The organism is Streptomyces sp. NPDC059695, assembly GCF_042733785.1.
Classification (GTDB): Bacteria; Actinomycetota; Actinomycetes; order Streptomycetales; family Streptomycetaceae; genus Streptomyces.
In genome coordinates, this window is sequence record NZ_JBHWFF010000009.1 from 25,000 (window position 1) to 40,661 (window position 15,662).

Below are 15,662 nucleotides of genomic sequence, written 5' to 3' on the forward strand. Positions count from 1 at the left end.
CCGTTTATTATGGGCCAACGCCCCATTCTCAGCCCTCAGCCCCCCGGCGCCCACCCCTCCGGGGCTCTATAAACCCCCCCCCCCCCCCCCCCCGCGCCCCCCCCGCGGGGGGCGGACGCCGTCGAGATCGACGTCCGGCTGACGGAGGACGGCGTGCCCGTCCTCCTCCACGACGACACCCTGAAGCGCCTGTGGGGCCACGACCGCCCGCTCGCGGAGCTGACGCACGCGCGCCTCACCGAGCTGACCGGCGGCGGGGTGCCGACCCTCCGGGACGCGCTGCTCACCGCCGGGGACCACCGGCTGATGCTCGACCTGCCGGGCGGGAACGAGGACTCGGTCCGGGCGATCGTCCGCACGGTCCGCGAGTGCGGGGCCGGGGAGCGCGTCTACTACTGCGCGGGCGCCGTGGCGATGCTCCAGGTGCGGGCCGCCGACCCGTCCGCGGAGATCGCCCTGACGTGGACCTCGCTCGCCCCGCCCCGGCCGGTGCTCCTCGACGCCGTGCGGCCGAGGTGGCTCAACTACCGCTTCGGTCTGGTGAGTCGGGCCCTGACCGAGCGGGCCCACCGGGACGGGCTGCTGGTCTCCGCCTGGACGGCGGACACCCGGCGCACGATGCGTAAGCTGATCGGGAACGGGGTCGACTCGATCACCACGAACCGGGTCGACGCACTCGCCGCCGTGCTCCGAAGGACGCAGACATGAACGACCGGATCCGGACCGACATCGCCCACAACGCCCGGGTGTGGAACTACTGGCTGGGCGGCAAGGACAACTATCCGGTGGACCGGGCGGTCGGCGACCAGGTCACCGGCTTCTACCCGAGCATCGGCGAAGTGGCCCGCGCGGACCGGGCGTTCCTCGGACGGGTGGTCACGCATCTGGCCGCCGAGGAGGGCGTCCGCCAGTTCCTGGACATCGGGACGGGCCTGCCGACCGCCGAGAACACCCACGAGGTGGCGCAGCGGATCGCCCCCGACGCCCGGATCGTCTACGTCGACAACGACCCGATCGTCCTCACGCACGCGCGTGCGCTCCTGACGAGCGCGCCGGAGGGCGTCACGGAGTACGTCGACGCCGACGCCCACGACCCGGAGCGCATCGTCGCGGCGGCCGTCGGCACGCTCGACCTCTCCCGCCCGGTCGCGGTGATGATGCTCGGCATCCTCAACTTCGTCCTGGACACCGACAAGGCCCGGTCGGTCGTGCGGACCCTGATGGCCGCCGTTCCCTCCGGCAGCCATCTGGTGCTGACCCACCCGACGGTGGAGCCGGAGCTCGGCGGCGAGGGCAACAAGGCCGCGATGGACTTCTGGAACGAGAACGCGACTCCGCCGATCACCGCCCGCACCCGCGAGGAGTTCACCTCCTTCTTCGACGGCCTCGACCTCCTGGAGCCGGGCATCGTCTCCTGCTCCCGCTGGCGCTCCGGGGAGGGCGCCGTGGTGGCGCAGTTCGGCGCGGTGGGCCGCAAGCCGTAATGGGCATACGGGGGATGCGGGAGCTGCGGGAGCTCCGCACGTGGGGGGCCGCCCATCCGCGGGCGGTGGACATCGGGCTCGCGCTCGTCGTGCAGGCGGCGATGACGATGCCGTTCGTGGTGCCGCGCGGGCCCGAGCTGGAGCCGGCGACCTGGCCCGCGTACGGCCTGACCAGCCTCACCGTGGTGCCGCTGGTGTGGCGACGGCGGGCGCCGATGGCGGTGCTGCTCGCCATCCTGGCGACGAGCACGCTGTACAAGCTGGCCGTCGAGGGGCCGGGGCAGCCGCTGCCGTACACGGGTCTGGTGAGCGTCTACACGATCGCGGTGCTCGCACCTCCGTGGCAGCGGCTGGTGACGGCGGGACTCATGCTGGTCGCGGTGCCGGCCTCGGTGTGGCTCAACACCCAGTCGGCGCGTGAACTGACCTTCTCCCTCTTCGTGTTCGGCGCGGCCTACGCGTTCGGACGGCTGACCGACGCCCGTCAGCGGGCGCAGGCCGTGGAGTCGGAGCGGGCGGCGGCGCGTGAACGGGCCAGGATCGCCCGGGAGATGCACGACATCCTCTCGCACGCGGTGAGCCTGATGATCGTGCAGGCGGAGGCCGGTCCGCTGGCCGTGCGGGCGGCGCCGGAGCGGGCGGAGGCCGCGTTCGACGCGATCTCGGCGGCGGGCCGCGACGCCATGACCCAGCTGCGCGGGATGCTGGGCGTGCTGCGGGAGGGCGAGGACGCGCCGAGGGCTCCGCAGCCGGGGATCGGCGACCTCCCGGCGCTCCTGGAGCGGGTGCGGGACGGCGGCCTGGCCGTCGGGTACGCGACGGAGGGCGGGGTGCGGGCGGTGCCCGCGGCGACCGGCGCGAGCGTCTACCGGATCGTGCAGGAGGCGCTGACGAACGTGGTCAAGCACGCGAAGGCCCGGACGGCCGACGTCCGGCTCGCCCACGCCGACGGGGTCCTGCGGGTCACGGTGACCGACGACGGGCGCGGGCCGCAGGGCGGTCCCGGCGGGCACGGACTCGTGGGCATCAGGGAGCGGGCCGCCGCGCACGGCGGGACGGCGGAGACGGGCCCGGGCCCGGGCGGCCGGGGATTCGAGGTGCGGGTCCTGCTGCCCGTGGGGAAGGAGACGACATGACGATCCGGGTGGTGGTCGCGGACGACCAGGAACTGGTGCGCAGCGGCTTCGCGATGATCCTGGACGCGCAGCCGGACATCGAGGTGGTGGCGGAGGCCGGGGACGGGGCGGAGGCCGTCGAGGCGGTGCGCCGGCTCGCGCCGGACGTGGCGCTGCTCGACATCCGGATGCCCCGGACGGACGGCATCGAGGCCTGCCGGGCGATCAGCGCGGAGTCCGGCTGCCGGACGGTGATGCTGACGACCTTCGACACCGACGCGTACGTGTACGAGGCGCTGCACGCGGGCGCGAGCGGCTTCCTCCTCAAGGACGTGCGGCGGGACGACCTGGTGCACGCGGTACGGGTGGTGGCGGCGGGCGACTCGCTGCTCGCGCCGTCCGTGGCCCGGCGGCTCGTGGAGCAGTACACGGCGGGCGGCCCGCGCAGATCGGATCCCCGGCTGGACGTCCTCACGGGCCGGGAGCGCGAGACGCTGCTGCTGCTCGCCCGGGGCCTGTCGAACGCGGAGATCGCGGCGGAGCTGGTGGTGAGCGACCACACGGTGAAGACGCACGTGGGGAACGTGCTGGCCAAGCTGGGGCTGCGGGACCGGATCCAGGCGGTGATCTGCGCGTACGAGACGGGCCTGGTCGCGGCGGGCTCTCCCCCGCCCGGGGGAGGCGCGGGGCCCGCTCCCTCCCCCGGGCCGGGGAGCAACTGACCGGCGGAAGACCGCCGGTGCGGGCGATCCGCCGATCGCCGCGGGTCAGCAGGATGGAGCCATCGAGAACAACGGCTCACACCCACGGAGTTGACCATGAGGACGTCCACCCGCACCCTGCTCGCCGCCGCCCTGGTCCTGGGCGTCGCGGCCGGTCCGGCGCTCACCCCGGCCTTCGCCGCGACCTCGCAGTCGGCGGTACAGGTGTCGAGTCCCGATCTGAGCGCGGTCATCGCGGGGCTCCCGCGGGCCGACGCGACGGCCGCGCTGGTCCGGGTCGGCGGCAGCGAGGGTTCCTGGCGGGGCAGTGGGGGCGTGCACGACCTGGGGACGAACGCCCCGGCCGACCCGGCGGCCCGCTTCCGGGCCGGTTCGGTGACCAAGGTGTTCACGGCGGCGACCGTGCTCCAGCTGGCCGCCGAGGGCCGGATCGACCTGGACCGGCCGGCCCGCGCGTACCTCCCGGACCTGATCCCCGGCCGCTACGCCACGGTGACGGTGCGCCAGCTCCTGAACCACACCCACGGCATCCCGGCGGCCGACATGCCGGGCGAGACGGTCGAGGAGTGGTACGCGAACCGCTTCACGGTCCACACGCCGGAGGAGATGGTCCGGTCGGCGACGGCCCGGCCGCGGGAGTTCCGGCCGGGCACGAAGCAGCACTACCTGAACATCGGCTACACGATCGCCGGTCTGATCGTGGAGCGGGTCACGGGCGACTCGTACGAGCACCAGGTGGAGCGGCGGATCCTGCGCCCGCTCGGGCTGCGGGACACGTACTTCCCGGGCACGGACCCCGAGATCAGGGGCCCGTACAACCACGGCTACCAGACGATGCGGCTCGACGACGGCTCGACGGGCCTGCGGGACGTCTCGGTGTGGGGGACGACGGACGGCTGGGCGGCCGGTGACCTCGTCTCCACCACCGCCGACCTGGAGCGCTTCACCCGGGCGCTGTTCCAGGGCCGGGTGGTGCGCGGTCCGCTCCTGGAGGAGATGTTCACGCTCCCGAAGGTCCCGGACCTCGCGTCCGGCAAGCCGGCGGCGTACTCCGCCGGGCTGTCGATGAAGCGGCTGGGCGGCCGTGAGGTCTGGGGCAAGACGGGCGGCCGCTGGGGCTACAACACGGCGATCGCGTCGACCCGCGACGGCGCCCGCACCCTCGTCTACAGCGTCAACGCCACCGACGCCAAGGGCCAGGACATGAACCCGACGGCCCTGAGCCTGATGGTCGCGGCCTACGGCCTGCCGGACTGAACGGGGTCCAGGGCCTCCAGCCGCTTGATCAGTCGGCGTACGTGGAGCAGGGGGAGGATGCCGATGACGCCGAAGGACATGTCGACGACCGACCACCAGAGGGGGATGTCCCGGATCGGGCCGCAGATCAGGGCGAGGGGGATGATGCCGACGCAGGCGATCATGCCGAACTCGATGACCCAGATGTTGCGGACGGGGTCGCGGTAGGGGCCGTAGAAGGCGACGGCGATGACGAGGTGGGCGAAGGCGAGCCAGTCGGTGCCGTAGAGCAGGTACGGGGCCTGCTCGTCGGCCGCCTCCAGGCCGCCCCTGACCCGGTGGATCCACTCGCCGAGGCCGGGCAGGAGATCCGGGACCGGAGAGGCCCAGCCGGTCAACGCGGAGTCGAGGAGCCGGAGTTCGGTGACGAGCGGGAAGGCGGTGGCCCCGCTGAGGACCAGGCAGACGACGAAGAGGATCAGCCAGACGCGGATGCGCGTGAGAAGGGCTCTCGGCCCGTTCGTGTCGCTCATGGGGACAACGTACACCCCTCTTGAACGCGTTCAGAAAGAGGGGGCGGGTATTTTTGAGCGCGTTCAGAAGTGGGTGGGCCGTCCTCCCGCCCCGCGTTCGGAAACGGGGGGGGCGGTCCTCCCGCCCCGCGTTCGGAAACGGGGGGGGCGGTCCTCCCGCCCCGCGTTCGGAAGCGGGTGGGCGGTCCTCCCGTCCGCCACACCGCCTCCGCGCGCGTCCGCCATGACCGCGGACCTCACAGCCCGACGATCGAGTTCCACCTCTTCGCGAACTCCTGGCGCTCCTCGGACGTGATGTCCCGGGCGATGGCCAGCCGGCTCCGCATGTCGGCGTCCGGGAAGATCAGCGGGTCCTCGGCGAGCGCCACGAGCTCCTCGTCGCCGGAGTCGGCGAGGACCTGCTGCGCGGCGGGCACGGGGCAGACGTAGTTGACCCAGGCGGCGAGTTCGGCGGCGACCTCGGGCTCGTAGTAGTAGTCGACGAGCTTCTCGGCGTTGGACTTGTGCTGGGCGAGGTTGGGGATCATGAGGGACTCGGCCCAGAGTTCGGCGCCCTCCTCGGGGACGACGAACTCGATGTCCGGGTTGTCCGCCTGGAGCTGGATGACGTCGCCGGAGTACGCCTGGCAGGCCAGGACGTCGCCGGTGGACAGGTCCTTGATGTAGTCGTTGCCGGTGAAGCGCCGGATGTGCTTGGTCCGTACGAGCCCCTCGATCTGCTCGCACAGGGCGTGGAAGTCTTCGCCGGTCCACTTCGTCACGTCGACGCCGTTCCCCAGCATCAGCAGGGCGAAGGACTCGTCGAGCCCGGAGAGCAGGGTGACCTTGCCGCGCAGGTCGTCGGCCCACAGCTCCTTGGTGGAGCGCAGTTCCCGGCCGAGCTTCTTGCGGTTGTACGCGATGCCGGTGATCCCGGACTGCCAGGGCACGCTGTGCAGCCGGCCCGGGTCGAAGGCGGGCGACGTGAGCTGCGGGCTGAGGTTCTTCGCGACGTGCGGCTGGGCGGCGCGGTCCATCTCCTGGACCCAGCCGAGGCGGACGAAGCGGGCCGCCATCCAGTCGCTGACGACGATCAGATCGCGGCCGGTCTCCTGGTGGTTCATGAGGGACGGGCTGATCTTGCCGAAGAACTCGTCGTTGTCGTTGATCTCCTCGGTGTACCGGACGGAGATCCCGGTCCGCTTCCGGAAGGCGTCCAGGGTGGGACGCTTCGACGTGTTCTCGTCGTCGGTGTCGATGTACAGCGGCCAGTTCGCGAAGTCGAGCGTCCGGTCACGCGCCGAGAGGTCCCGGCCGGCCCGGTCGCCCTCCTCGACGTAGGCGGCGGGGACCCCGCACCCGGCGAGCAAGGACGCGGCGCCCACACCGCCGATGCCGCGCAGCAGGGACCGGCGGGACATGTGTTTCCTGGCTGTCGCTCTCACCCGGCCAGCATCCCGCCCCTCCGCGACCTGCGGCAATGGACGGTCCGTCGAGCGACGGCGCGCGGCCCCGACACCCTGTCGATCAGGGGTGCCGGGGCCGCGCGGAGGCCGGGGAGGATCAGCCCAGCGAGGTCATGACGTGCTTGATGCGCGTGTAGTCCTCGAAGCCGTAGGCGGAGAGGTCCTTGCCGTAGCCGGACTTCTTGTAGCCGCCGTGCGGCATCTCGGCGACGAGCGGGATGTGGGTGTTGATCCACACGCAGCCGAAGTCGAGGGCCTTGGACATGCGCATCGCGCGCGCGTGGTCCTTGGTCCACACGGAGGAGGCGAGGGCGTACTCGACGCCGTTCGCGAACTCCAGGGCCTGGGCCTCGTCCGTGAAGGACTGGACGGTGATGACCGGGCCGAAGACCTCGTTCTGGACGATCTCGTCGTCCTGCTTGAGGCCGGAGACGACGGTCGGGGCGTAGAAGTAGCCCTTGTCGCCGACGCGGTGACCGCCGGCCTCGACCTTGGCGTGGGCCGGGAGGCGCTCGATGAAGCCGGCGACCTGCTTCAGCTGGTTGGCGTTGTTGAGCGGGCCGTAGAGCACGTCCTCGTCGTCCGGCTGTCCGGTCTTCGTCTCGGCGGCGGCCTTGGCGAGGGCGGCGACGAACTCGTCGTGGATGGACTCGTGCACGAGGACACGGGTCGCGGCCGTACAGTCCTGGCCGGCGTTGAAGAAGCCCGCGACCGAGATGTCGCCGACGGCGGACTCGATGTCGGTGTCCTCGAAGACGACGACCGGGGCCTTGCCGCCCAGCTCCAGGTGGACGCGCTTGACGTCCTTGGCCGCCGACTCGGCGACCTGCATGCCGGCGCGGACCGAGCCGGTGATGGAGGCCATCGCCGGGGTCGGGTGCTCGACCATGGCCTTGCCCGTCTCGCGGTCGCCGCAGACGACGTTGAAGACGCCCTTGGGCACGATCTGCCCGATGATCTCCGCCATCAGGAGCGTCGACGCGGGGGTCGTGTCCGAGGGCTTGAGGACGACGGTGTTGCCCGCGGCGAGGGCCGGGGCGAACTTCCACACGGCCATCATCATCGGGTAGTTCCACGGCGCGACCTGGGCGCAGACGCCGACCGGCTCGCGGCGGATGATCGAGGTCATGCCCTCCATGTACTCGCCGGCCGAGCGGCCCTCGAGCAGTCGGGCGGCACCCGCGAAGAAGCGGATCTGGTCCACCATCGGCGGGACCTCCTCGCTCCCGACGAGGGCGGTCGGCTTGCCGGTGTTCAGCACCTCGGCGGCGATGAGCTCCTCGGCACGCTCCTCGAACGCGTCCGCGATCTTGAGGAGTACCTTCTGGCGCTCGGACGGCGTGCTGTCACGCCAGGCGGGGAAGGCCGCGGCGGCGGCCTCCATGGCGGCGTCGACGTCGGCCTGCCCGGAGAGCGGGGAGGTGGCGTACACCTCACCGGTGGCCGGGTTGACCACCTCGATGGTGCGGCCGTCGGCCGCGTCGCGGAACTCCCCGTTGATGTAGTTACGCAGCCGGCGCAGCTCGGTGGTCACTTGCCACCCCTCCTGTCACGTTCTGTCTTCGCACGTCCTTGTGCGGTGTCCCGATGGGCGAGACACCTTCAGCCTAATCGCTCGACTGACGCTTTCAACAGCCCCGACCCTCCGCAACTTCGGATTCGGTGAGATCTGGAGCCCATGACAACGAATTTCATCGCTCCCGGCTTGCGCGACTGCCAATCTCGGTGCACAGTGAAGCCGTGGCCAGTCGAAGCACAGACTCCAGAACCGGAACCGGTTCGTCCCCGACGATCGACGCCGTCTCCCTGGCGATCATCGAACAGCTCCAGCAGGACGGTCGCCGTCCCTACGCGGCGATAGGCAAGGCCGTGGGCCTCTCCGAAGCCGCCGTGAGGCAGCGCGTCCAGAAGCTGCTCGACCAGGGCGTCATGCAGATCGTCGCCGTCACCGACCCGCTCACCGTGGGATTCCGGCGGCAGGCGATGGTCGGCATCAACGTCGAGGGTGACCTGGATCCGGTGGCGGAGGCGCTCACGGCCATGGCCGAGTGCGAGTACGTGGTGATGACCGCGGGCTCCTTCGACCTGATGGTGGAGATCGTCTGTGAGGACGACGATCACCTGCTGGATGTGATCAACAAGCGCATCCGCACCCTGCCCGGCGTGCGCTCCACCGAGAGCTTCGTCTACCTCAAGCTCAAGAAGCAGACCTACATGTGGGGAACCCGATAACCGTGACCCAGGACCTCTCCAAGACCGCGTACGACCACCTGTGGATGCACTTCACCCGCATGTCGTCCTACGAGAACTCGCCCGTTCCCACCATCGTCCGTGGTGAGGGCACCTACATCTTCGACGACAAGGGCAAGCGCTACCTCGACGGTCTCGCGGGTCTCTTCGTGGTCAACGCCGGACACGGCCGCGAGGAGCTGGCCGAGGTCGCGTACAAGCAGGCCAAGGAACTCGCGTTCTTCCCCGTGTGGTCGTACGCGCACCCCAAGGCCGTCGAGCTCGCCGAGCGTCTCGCGGACTACGCGCCGGGCGACCTGAACAAGGTCTTCTTCACCACCGGTGGCGGCGAGGCCGTCGAGACCGCCTGGAAGCTCGCCAAGCAGTACTTCAAGCTGCAGGGCAAGCACACCAAGTACAAGGTCATCTCGCGTGCGGTCGCCTACCACGGCACGCCGCAGGGCGCCCTGTCCATCACCGGCCTGCCGGCCCTGAAGGCCCCCTTCGAGCCGCTGGTCCCCGGCGCGCACAAGGTGCCGAACACCAACATCTACCGCGCCCCGATCCACGGCGACGACCCCGAGGCCTTCGGCCGCTGGGCCGCCGACCAGATCGAGCAGCAGATCCTCTTCGAGGGCCCCGACACCGTCGCGGCCGTCTTCCTGGAGCCGGTGCAGAACGCCGGTGGCTGCTTCCCGCCGCCGCCCGGCTACTTCCAGCGCGTCCGCGAGATCTGCGACCAGTACGACGTGCTCCTCGTCTCCGACGAGACGATCTGCGCCTTCGGCCGCCTCGGCACGATGTTCGCCTGTGACAAGTTCGGCTACGTGCCGGACATGATCACCTGCGCCAAGGGCATGACCTCGGGCTACTCCCCGATCGGTGCCTGCATCGTCTCGGACCGCATCGCGGAGCCGTTCTACAAGGGCGACAACACCTTCCTGCACGGCTACACCTTCGGTGGCCACCCGGTGTCCTCGGCGGTCGCGATCGCCAACCTGGACATCTTCGACAAGGAAGGCCTGAACCAGCACGTCCTCGACCAGGAGGGCAACTTCTTCAACACCCTGAAGAAGCTGCACGACCTCCCGATCGTCGGCGACGTCCGCGGCAACGGCTTCTTCTACGGCATCGAGCTCGTCAAGGACAAGGTCACCAAGGAGTCCTTCACGGACGAGGAGACCGAGCGCGTCCTGTACGGCTTCCTCTCCAAGGCGCTGTTCGACAACGGCCTGTACTGCCGTGCCGACGACCGTGGCGACCCGGTCATCCAGCTGGCCCCGCCGCTGATCGCCGACCAGGGCACCTTCGACGAGATCGAGGGCATCCTGCGCAACGTGCTCACCGAGGCCTGGACCAAGCTCTAAAGGTCCTCCCAGCATCACGCCGCCCTCACGGCGTGACCCCGGCCCGGGTGTGCGGCCATCCGAGTGGATGGTCGCCGCCCGGGCCGTGTGCTGTCCGTACAACCGGATCTGAATCCTTACGGTGCCGAGTGACCGACAGGCCCGTCCCTTCGTTCCCCCGGACGGGGGAAGGCGAGTATCGGATCCGACACGAGGTGTACGCGATGGCCCCACCGGACAACGACGTGCTCTGGGCGCGTTCCCTGCACTGCGCCCTGGGCGGTTCGGACGCGCTCAGCGGCGTCTCCCTCGGCGTCCGCGAGGGCGAGATCCTCGCCGTCGTGGGCCCCCGCGGCAGCGGCAAGACCACCCTCCTGCGCTGCCTCTCCGGCCAGCTCGTCGCCCAGCAGGGCGAGGTCTGGTTCAACAGCGGCCCCGTGCACACCCTGGGCCCCGCCCAGCGCGAACGGCTCCGCCGCGACCGCTTCGGCTGGATCGACCCCGAGCCCGGCCTCGTCCCCGAGCTCACCGGCTGGGAGAACACCGCCCTGCCGCTGCTGCTCCGCGGGACCTCCCACCGGGCCGCGAAGACCGCCGCCCTGGAGTGGCTGGAGCGGCTCGACATCGGCGCCTGCGCCCGCAAGCGGCCGCACGCGCTCACCCAGTCCCAGCGGCAGCGCATCGCGATCGCCCGCGCCCTGGTCACCACCCCGTCGGTCCTCTTCGCCGACGAACCCACCGCCACCCTGCACCGGGCCGACGGCGCGCAGGTCCTGCGCACCCTCGCGGCCGCGGCCCGCTCGCACGGCATCACCGTGCTCCTGGCCACCCACGACGGCGAGGTCGCGGCGCTCGCCGACCGCACCGTCGCCCTCCTCGACGGACGCAGGGTCGGCGCCGTACCCCCGGTGTCAGGGGCGGAGGGCGTCGCCGCGTGCTCGCTCTCCGTCTAGCCCGCGGGACCCACCCCCTCGTCCTCACGCGCCGGCTGCTCGTCGCCGCCGCGGCCGCGGGGGTGGGATTCCTCCTGCTCTGCACCCTCGGATACGCCGTCGGACACCCCGAGCGGTCCTCCGCCTCGGTGCTGCGGCTCCTGTGGTGCGCCCTGCCGCTCGCCGCGACCGTCCAGTTCGCCGTCGCGGTGGCCCGCACCGACCCCAGTACCCGGCCGCGCCCCGGACTCTCCGCCATCGGCCTCGGCCCCGCCCGCCTCACGGCGATCGCCGCCGCGTCGACGGCCGTCGCCTGCACGCTGGGCTCGGTGGTCGCGCTCCTGTTCTACCTGCACCTGCGCGGCGACATCACGGGCCTCCCCTTCGACGGGGCGGCCGCCGGGCTCCTCGCCGCCGACCAGCCGATCCCGCTCGCCGCCGCCCTCACCCTGCTCGCGGTGCTCCCGGTCGCCGCCGCCACGGCGGCCGGCCTGGCGCTGCGCCCCCGCACGGCGCCCGCCGCGCCCGAGGGCGCCGAGACGGCGATGCCGTCCGGGCTGCCCTGGGGCGTCGCGCTCGTCGCGGTCGGCCTCGCGATCGAGACGTACGCCGCGCAGAGCGGCGCCGGGAGCGGACTGCCCCTGCCGGGCCGTTTCGACGGCAACCCGGCGGGCGTCCTCGCCGGCTGGGTCCTCACCGCCGTGGGCCTCGCCCTGGCGGGGCCCGGCCTCACCCACGGCTGCGGCCGGCTCCTCCAGGCCGTCCGGCCGGGCGCCACCCGGCTGCTCGCCGGCCGGGTCCTGATGGACGAGGCCCGCCGCATCGGCCGCCCGCTCGGCGTGGTCAGCGCGGTGGTCTCGGGCACCCTCGCGGCGGCCTCCCTGTACGACGCGGACGCCGGCTCCGACGCCTTCGGCCCCCTCACCGGCCTCGGCGCGGCCCTGATCCTGGCGTGCACCAGCGCCACGCTCCTCACCGCGGCGCTGGAGTCCCGGCAGGGCCGCGCCCACACCACCGAGGCCCTCCTCCGCATCGGCGCCCCGCCCACCGTCCTGCGCACGGCGGCCCTGCTGCGCGCCGGCGCGCTCCTGGCCGTCTTCCTCCCCCTGACCTGGGCGGTCGCGACACTGGCGGCCCTCCCCCTGCCGTCAGGGCCCTGGCGACGCCTGCCCGCGGCGGTGCGGTCAGGGGCGCGGACCGCGGAGCCCCCGCGGAAGGGCGCCGTCCCGTCCGCAGGTCACTTCCGCCAGTACAGGTGGTGCGTCACGGTGCCGCCCGGGCTCGGCACGACGTCGCGGTGGAAGCGGTCGAGGAGCTCGTCGGGCGAGTCCCAGAAGCGCACCCCCGCGCCCAGCTTCACCGGCGAGACCGCGATGTGCAGGGTGTCGACGAGGTCGGCGTCGAGGAACTCCCGGATCGTGGTGGCGCCGCCGCCGAGGCGGACGTCCTTCCCCTGCGCCGCCTCCCGCGCCGTCGCGAGGGCCGTCGCCGGGTCGGCGTCGATGAAGTGGAAGGTGGTGTCGGAGAGCGTGAACGAGGGGCGCGCGTGGTGGGTCAGGACGAACACCGGCGTGTGGAACGGCGGCTCGTCGCCCCACCAGCCGCGCCACTCCTCGTTCTCCCAGGGCCCGCGCAGGGGGGAGAACTTGTTGCGGCCCATGATCTCGGCGCCGATGTTCCGGGCGAAGTCCCGGGTGAAGTAGTCGTCGAGGCCCCGGCTGCCCCCTGGGTCGGTGCGGTTCGGCCAGCTCGCCGTGGCCCCCGCCCAGGCGAAGAGGGCTCCCGGATCCGCGTGCCCGAACGGCCGCTCCAGGCTCTGCCCCTCCCCCGTACCGAATCCGTCGGACGAGACCATGAAGTTCTGCACTCTGAGCAACTGGCCCATGACTGTTCCTCCCGCGTGGTCGACAAGTGGATGCCGTACGAACAGGAGACTCCCCCGACCCGGGAAACTCATCGCAGCCGCTACGGCATGTCGTCCTCCAGCACCACCACGTCCTCCACCCGGAACTCCAGCCCCACCCGGGCGCCCTCCTCCGGCGCCTCACGGAGCGGCAGCTCGGCCTCCAGCGCGGGCCCCTCCGCCGGGCGGAGCCGTACGACGACATGGCTGCCCCGGAAGGTCCGGGTCTCCACCGTCCAGGCCGGGCCGTCGGGCACGAGCCGCACGCCGCCCGGGCGGACGAGGAGCCGCCGCTCCCCCTCCGGCGAGCCGTCCGGGACGGGGACCTTCCCCCACACGGTCTGCGCGGCACCGCCGGTGACCCGCGCCGCCACCACGTTGTCGAAGCCGAGGAACCGCGCGACGAACTCCGACGCGGGCCGCCGCCACACGTCGACCGGCGTCCCCGACTGGGCGATCCGTCCGTCCCGCATGACCACGACCCGGTCGGCGAGCGCGAAGGCCTCGCCCTGGTCGTGGGTGACGGCGAGGACCGTCGTCCCGAGCCGCCCGAAGAGCTGCCGCAGCTCCACCACGAGCCGCTCCCGCAGCCCCCGGTCGAGCTGGCCGAGCGGCTCGTCGAGCATCAGGAGCCGGGGCCGGGGCGCGAGGGCCCGGGCCAGCGCCACCCGCTGCTGCTCGCCGCCGGAGAGCGCGGCGACGGACCGCCGCTCGGCCCCGGGCAGGCCGACGAGGTCGAGCAGCTCCCGCACCCGCTCGGCCTGCTCGGTCTTCCGCGCGCCCCGCATCCGCAGACCGAAGGCGACGTTGCCGCCGACGTCCCGCTGCGGGAACAGCTGGTGGTCCTGGAACATCAGGCCGACGCCCCGCCGGTGCACCGGCACCCCGGCCTGGTCGGCGCCGCCGAGCAGCACCCGGCCACGGTCGAGCGCCTGGAGCCCGGCGACGGACCGCAGCAGCGTGGACTTGCCGCTGCCGCTGGGGCCGAGCACGCACACGATCTCGTGCTCGGCGACCTCCAGGTCCACGCCGTCCAGCACGGCCCGCTCCCCGAACCGTACGGTCGCGTCCTCGATCGAAAGCATCAGAACTCCCCGGAGGTCCGGTCGGTGCGCAGCCGTTCCAGCAGCAGCAGGGACACCGCGCACACCACCATCAGAATCGTCGAGAGGGCCATCGCCTGGCCGTAGTTGAGCTCACCGGGCCGGCCGAGCAGCCGGGCCACCGCCACCGGCAGCGTCGGGCTGTCGGGCCGGGCGATGAACACGGTCGCCCCGAACTCGCCGAGCGACACCGCGAACGCGAACCCGGCCGCGATCAGCAGCGCCCGCCGCACCAGCGGCAGGTCCACCTCCCGCCAGGCCCGCCAGGGCGAGGCGCCGAGCACGGCCGCCGCCTCCCGGAGCCGCTCGTCCACCGCGCGGAGCACCGGCAGCATCGTCCGTACGACGAAGGGCACGCCGACCAGGGCCTGGGCGAGCGGTACGAGGATCCAGCTGGCCCGCAGGTCGAACGGCGGCTCGTCGAGCGTGATGAGGAAGCCGAAGCCGACGGTGACGGCCGAGACCCCGAGCGGCAGCATGAGCAGCGCGTCGAAGCCCCGGGTGAGGCGCCCGGCCCGCCGGGTGAGGGCCGCCGCCGCGAGCCCGCCGACGGCCACGGCGATGGCGGTGGCGGCCACCGCGTACCGCAGCGAGTTCCCGACGGCCTCCAGCGGCGGGACGAGGAAGGTCCCGGACTCGTCGAGCGAGCCGAGCGCCCGGTAGTAGCGCAGCCCGTAGCCGTCGGGCCCCGCGAAGGAGCGCTCCACGAGCACTCCCAGCGGCAGCAGGATGAGCAGCGCCACGGAGACGAGGACGCCCGCGAGCAGCGCCCACTGCCCGGCGCCGCGCGGCCGGCGCGCGGTCGACTCCGGCGCCACCAGCCTGAGCGCGGTCTCCCGCCGCCGTACCGTCCAGGCGTGCACACCCAGGATCGCGCCGACGGCCACGAACTGGACGAGGGTCAGGACGGCAGCCGTCCGCAGGTCCAGCAGCCGGGCGGTCTGCCGGTAGATCTCGGCCTCCAACGTGGAGTACGCGTCCCCGCCGAGGATCTGCACGACGCCGAAGGAGGTGAAGGTGAAGAGGAAGACCATGAGGGCGGCCGCTCCCACCGCCGGCACGAGGGCGGGCAGGGTCACCGTCCGCCAGGCCCTCCAGCGCGAGGCGCCGAGGACCCGGGCGGCCTCCTCCTGGCGCGGGTCGAGCTGCGACCAGAGGCCGCCGACGGTCCGCACGACGACCGCGTAGTTGAAGAAGACGTGCGCGAGGAGGATCGCCCACACACTGGTGTCGAGGCGCAGCCCCCACAGCTCGTCGGTGAGCCCGTGCCGGCCGACGAGCGCCAGGAACGCCGTGCCGACGAGCACGGTCGGCAGCACGAAGGGGACCGTGACGACGGCCCGCAGCACGCTCTTTCCGGGGAAGTCGAAGCGGGCGAAGACGTACGCCCCCGGCAGCGCGACCAGCAGGGTCAGGCCGGTGGAGGCGAGCGCCTGCCAGACGGTGAAGCCGAGCACGTCGAGGATGTCCGGCCGGGTCAGCGTCTCGCCGATCCGGTCGAACCGCCAGGTGCCGTCGGGGCGCAGCCCCCGGTCCACGATGGACACGACGGGCCAGGCGAAGAAGAGCCCGAAGAACGCGACGGGCAGGGCCATGAGACCGAGCCGCGTCACG

At 72.4% G+C, this 15,662-nt stretch carries 13 protein-coding genes and 2 pseudogenes; 9 read left to right on the forward strand and 6 right to left on the reverse strand.

Features of this window, described 5'->3' with window-relative positions:
- Nucleotides 1-105 precede the first annotated feature (105 nt).
- The 5 genes and pseudogenes from ACFV2S_RS13415 to ACFV2S_RS13435 form a co-directional block, all read left to right on the forward strand.
- Nucleotides 106-708 (forward strand): annotated as a pseudogene (locus ACFV2S_RS13415) (glycerophosphodiester phosphodiesterase); the annotation flags it as partial.
- Entirely contained in the window at nt 705-1,484 is a 780-nt protein-coding gene (locus ACFV2S_RS13420) for an SAM-dependent methyltransferase (protein ID WP_383792277.1), read from the forward strand. The pseudogene ACFV2S_RS13415 and the gene ACFV2S_RS13420, both read left to right, overlap by 4 nt.
- A gap of 14 nt (nt 1,485-1,498) precedes the next feature.
- Complete coding sequence (locus ACFV2S_RS13425) at nt 1,499-2,620, forward strand: sensor histidine kinase (RefSeq protein WP_385557343.1); 1,122 nt, start codon at nt 1,499-1,501, stop codon at nt 2,618-2,620.
- Complete coding sequence (locus ACFV2S_RS13430; protein WP_385557346.1) at nt 2,617-3,321, forward strand: response regulator; 705 nt, start codon at nt 2,617-2,619, stop codon at nt 3,319-3,321. The genes ACFV2S_RS13425 and ACFV2S_RS13430 overlap by 4 nt, the downstream gene beginning before the upstream one ends.
- A gap of 96 nt (nt 3,322-3,417) precedes the next feature.
- Nucleotides 3,418-4,578 (forward strand): serine hydrolase domain-containing protein, encoded by a 1,161-nt coding sequence (locus ACFV2S_RS13435; protein WP_385557349.1) that lies wholly within the window; start codon nt 3,418-3,420, stop codon nt 4,576-4,578.
- Here the strand turns inward: ACFV2S_RS13435 and ACFV2S_RS13440 are convergent.
- The 3 genes from ACFV2S_RS13440 to ACFV2S_RS13450 form a co-directional block, all read right to left on the reverse strand.
- A complete protein-coding gene (locus ACFV2S_RS13440; protein ID WP_385557352.1) occupies nt 4,560-5,090 on the reverse strand; it encodes a hypothetical protein in 531 nt (176 codons plus the stop codon). The two genes, ACFV2S_RS13435 and ACFV2S_RS13440, sit on opposite strands and share 19 nt — an antisense overlap.
- Before the next feature lie 236 nt (nt 5,091-5,326).
- The gene (locus ACFV2S_RS13445; RefSeq protein WP_385557355.1) at nt 5,327-6,490 is read right to left on the reverse strand and encodes a PotD/PotF family extracellular solute-binding protein; all 1,164 of its coding nucleotides are present in this window, start codon (nt 6,488-6,490) and stop codon (nt 5,327-5,329) included.
- A gap of 142 nt (nt 6,491-6,632) precedes the next feature.
- Nucleotides 6,633-8,069, reverse strand: coding sequence for a gamma-aminobutyraldehyde dehydrogenase (locus tag ACFV2S_RS13450; RefSeq protein WP_385557359.1), 1,437 nt, complete (start codon nt 8,067-8,069; stop codon nt 6,633-6,635).
- Nucleotides 8,070-8,260: 191 nt separating this feature from the next.
- On the opposite strand from ACFV2S_RS13450, the gene ACFV2S_RS13455 reads away from it, so the two are divergent.
- From ACFV2S_RS13455 to ACFV2S_RS13470, 4 genes and pseudogenes are all read left to right on the forward strand, one after another.
- Nucleotides 8,261-8,767 carry an Lrp/AsnC family transcriptional regulator gene (locus ACFV2S_RS13455; protein WP_383797709.1) on the forward strand — a complete coding sequence of 169 codons (507 nt, stop codon included), beginning with the start codon at nt 8,261-8,263 and terminating at the stop codon, nt 8,765-8,767.
- Nucleotides 8,752-10,131 carry an aspartate aminotransferase family protein gene (locus tag ACFV2S_RS13460; RefSeq protein ID WP_385557363.1) on the forward strand — a complete coding sequence of 460 codons (1,380 nt, stop codon included), beginning with the start codon at nt 8,752-8,754 and terminating at the stop codon, nt 10,129-10,131. Before ACFV2S_RS13455 ends, ACFV2S_RS13460 begins: the two co-directional genes overlap by 16 nt.
- 203 nt (nt 10,132-10,334) lie before the next feature.
- The gene (locus tag ACFV2S_RS13465) at nt 10,335-11,063 is read left to right on the forward strand and encodes an ABC transporter ATP-binding protein (protein ID WP_383797707.1); all 729 of its coding nucleotides are present in this window, start codon (nt 10,335-10,337) and stop codon (nt 11,061-11,063) included.
- Nucleotides 11,045-12,187: pseudogene (locus tag ACFV2S_RS13470) on the forward strand (hypothetical protein); the annotation flags it as partial. The gene ACFV2S_RS13465 and the pseudogene ACFV2S_RS13470, both read left to right, overlap by 19 nt.
- A 92-nt stretch (nt 12,188-12,279) precedes the next feature.
- On the opposite strand, the gene ACFV2S_RS13475 reads toward ACFV2S_RS13470, so the two are convergent.
- The 3 genes from ACFV2S_RS13475 to ACFV2S_RS13485 all read right to left on the reverse strand — a co-directional run bounded on the left by ACFV2S_RS13475 (nt 12,280) and on the right by ACFV2S_RS13485 (nt 15,643).
- Nucleotides 12,280-12,927, reverse strand: coding sequence for a dihydrofolate reductase family protein (locus ACFV2S_RS13475; RefSeq protein ID WP_385557746.1), 648 nt, complete (start codon nt 12,925-12,927; stop codon nt 12,280-12,282).
- 80 nt (nt 12,928-13,007) lie between these two features.
- A complete protein-coding gene (locus tag ACFV2S_RS13480; RefSeq protein ID WP_385557367.1) occupies nt 13,008-14,030 on the reverse strand; it encodes an ABC transporter ATP-binding protein in 1,023 nt (340 codons plus the stop codon).
- Complete coding sequence (locus ACFV2S_RS13485; protein WP_385557749.1) at nt 14,030-15,643, reverse strand: ABC transporter permease; 1,614 nt, start codon at nt 15,641-15,643, stop codon at nt 14,030-14,032. The genes ACFV2S_RS13480 and ACFV2S_RS13485 overlap by 1 nt, the downstream gene beginning before the upstream one ends.
- Nucleotides 15,644-15,662: the final 19 nt, after the last annotated feature.

What these genes read in the sequence shown, in the direction of transcription:
- ACFV2S_RS13420 (WP_383792277.1), top strand. Translation starts at nt 705, where the DNA reads ATGAACGACCGGATCCGGACCGACATCGCCCACAACGCCCGGGTGTGG.
- ACFV2S_RS13425 (WP_385557343.1), top strand. Translation starts at nt 1,499, where the DNA reads ATGCGGGAGCTGCGGGAGCTCCGCACGTGGGGGGCCGCCCATCCGCGG.
- ACFV2S_RS13430 (WP_385557346.1), top strand. Translation starts at nt 2,617, where the DNA reads ATGACGATCCGGGTGGTGGTCGCGGACGACCAGGAACTGGTGCGCAGC.
- ACFV2S_RS13435 (WP_385557349.1), top strand. Translation starts at nt 3,418, where the DNA reads ATGAGGACGTCCACCCGCACCCTGCTCGCCGCCGCCCTGGTCCTGGGC.
- ACFV2S_RS13440 (WP_385557352.1), bottom strand. Translation starts at nt 5,090, where the DNA reads ATGAGCGACACGAACGGGCCGAGAGCCCTTCTCACGCGCATCCGCGTC.
- ACFV2S_RS13445 (WP_385557355.1), bottom strand. Translation starts at nt 6,490, where the DNA reads ATGTCCCGCCGGTCCCTGCTGCGCGGCATCGGCGGTGTGGGCGCCGCG.
- ACFV2S_RS13465 (WP_383797707.1), top strand. Translation starts at nt 10,335, where the DNA reads ATGGCCCCACCGGACAACGACGTGCTCTGGGCGCGTTCCCTGCACTGC.
- ACFV2S_RS13475 (WP_385557746.1), bottom strand. Translation starts at nt 12,927, where the DNA reads ATGGGCCAGTTGCTCAGAGTGCAGAACTTCATGGTCTCGTCCGACGGA.
- ACFV2S_RS13480 (WP_385557367.1), bottom strand. Translation starts at nt 14,030, where the DNA reads ATGCTTTCGATCGAGGACGCGACCGTACGGTTCGGGGAGCGGGCCGTG.
- ACFV2S_RS13485 (WP_385557749.1), bottom strand. Translation starts at nt 15,643, where the DNA reads ATGGCCCTGCCCGTCGCGTTCTTCGGGCTCTTCTTCGCCTGGCCCGTC.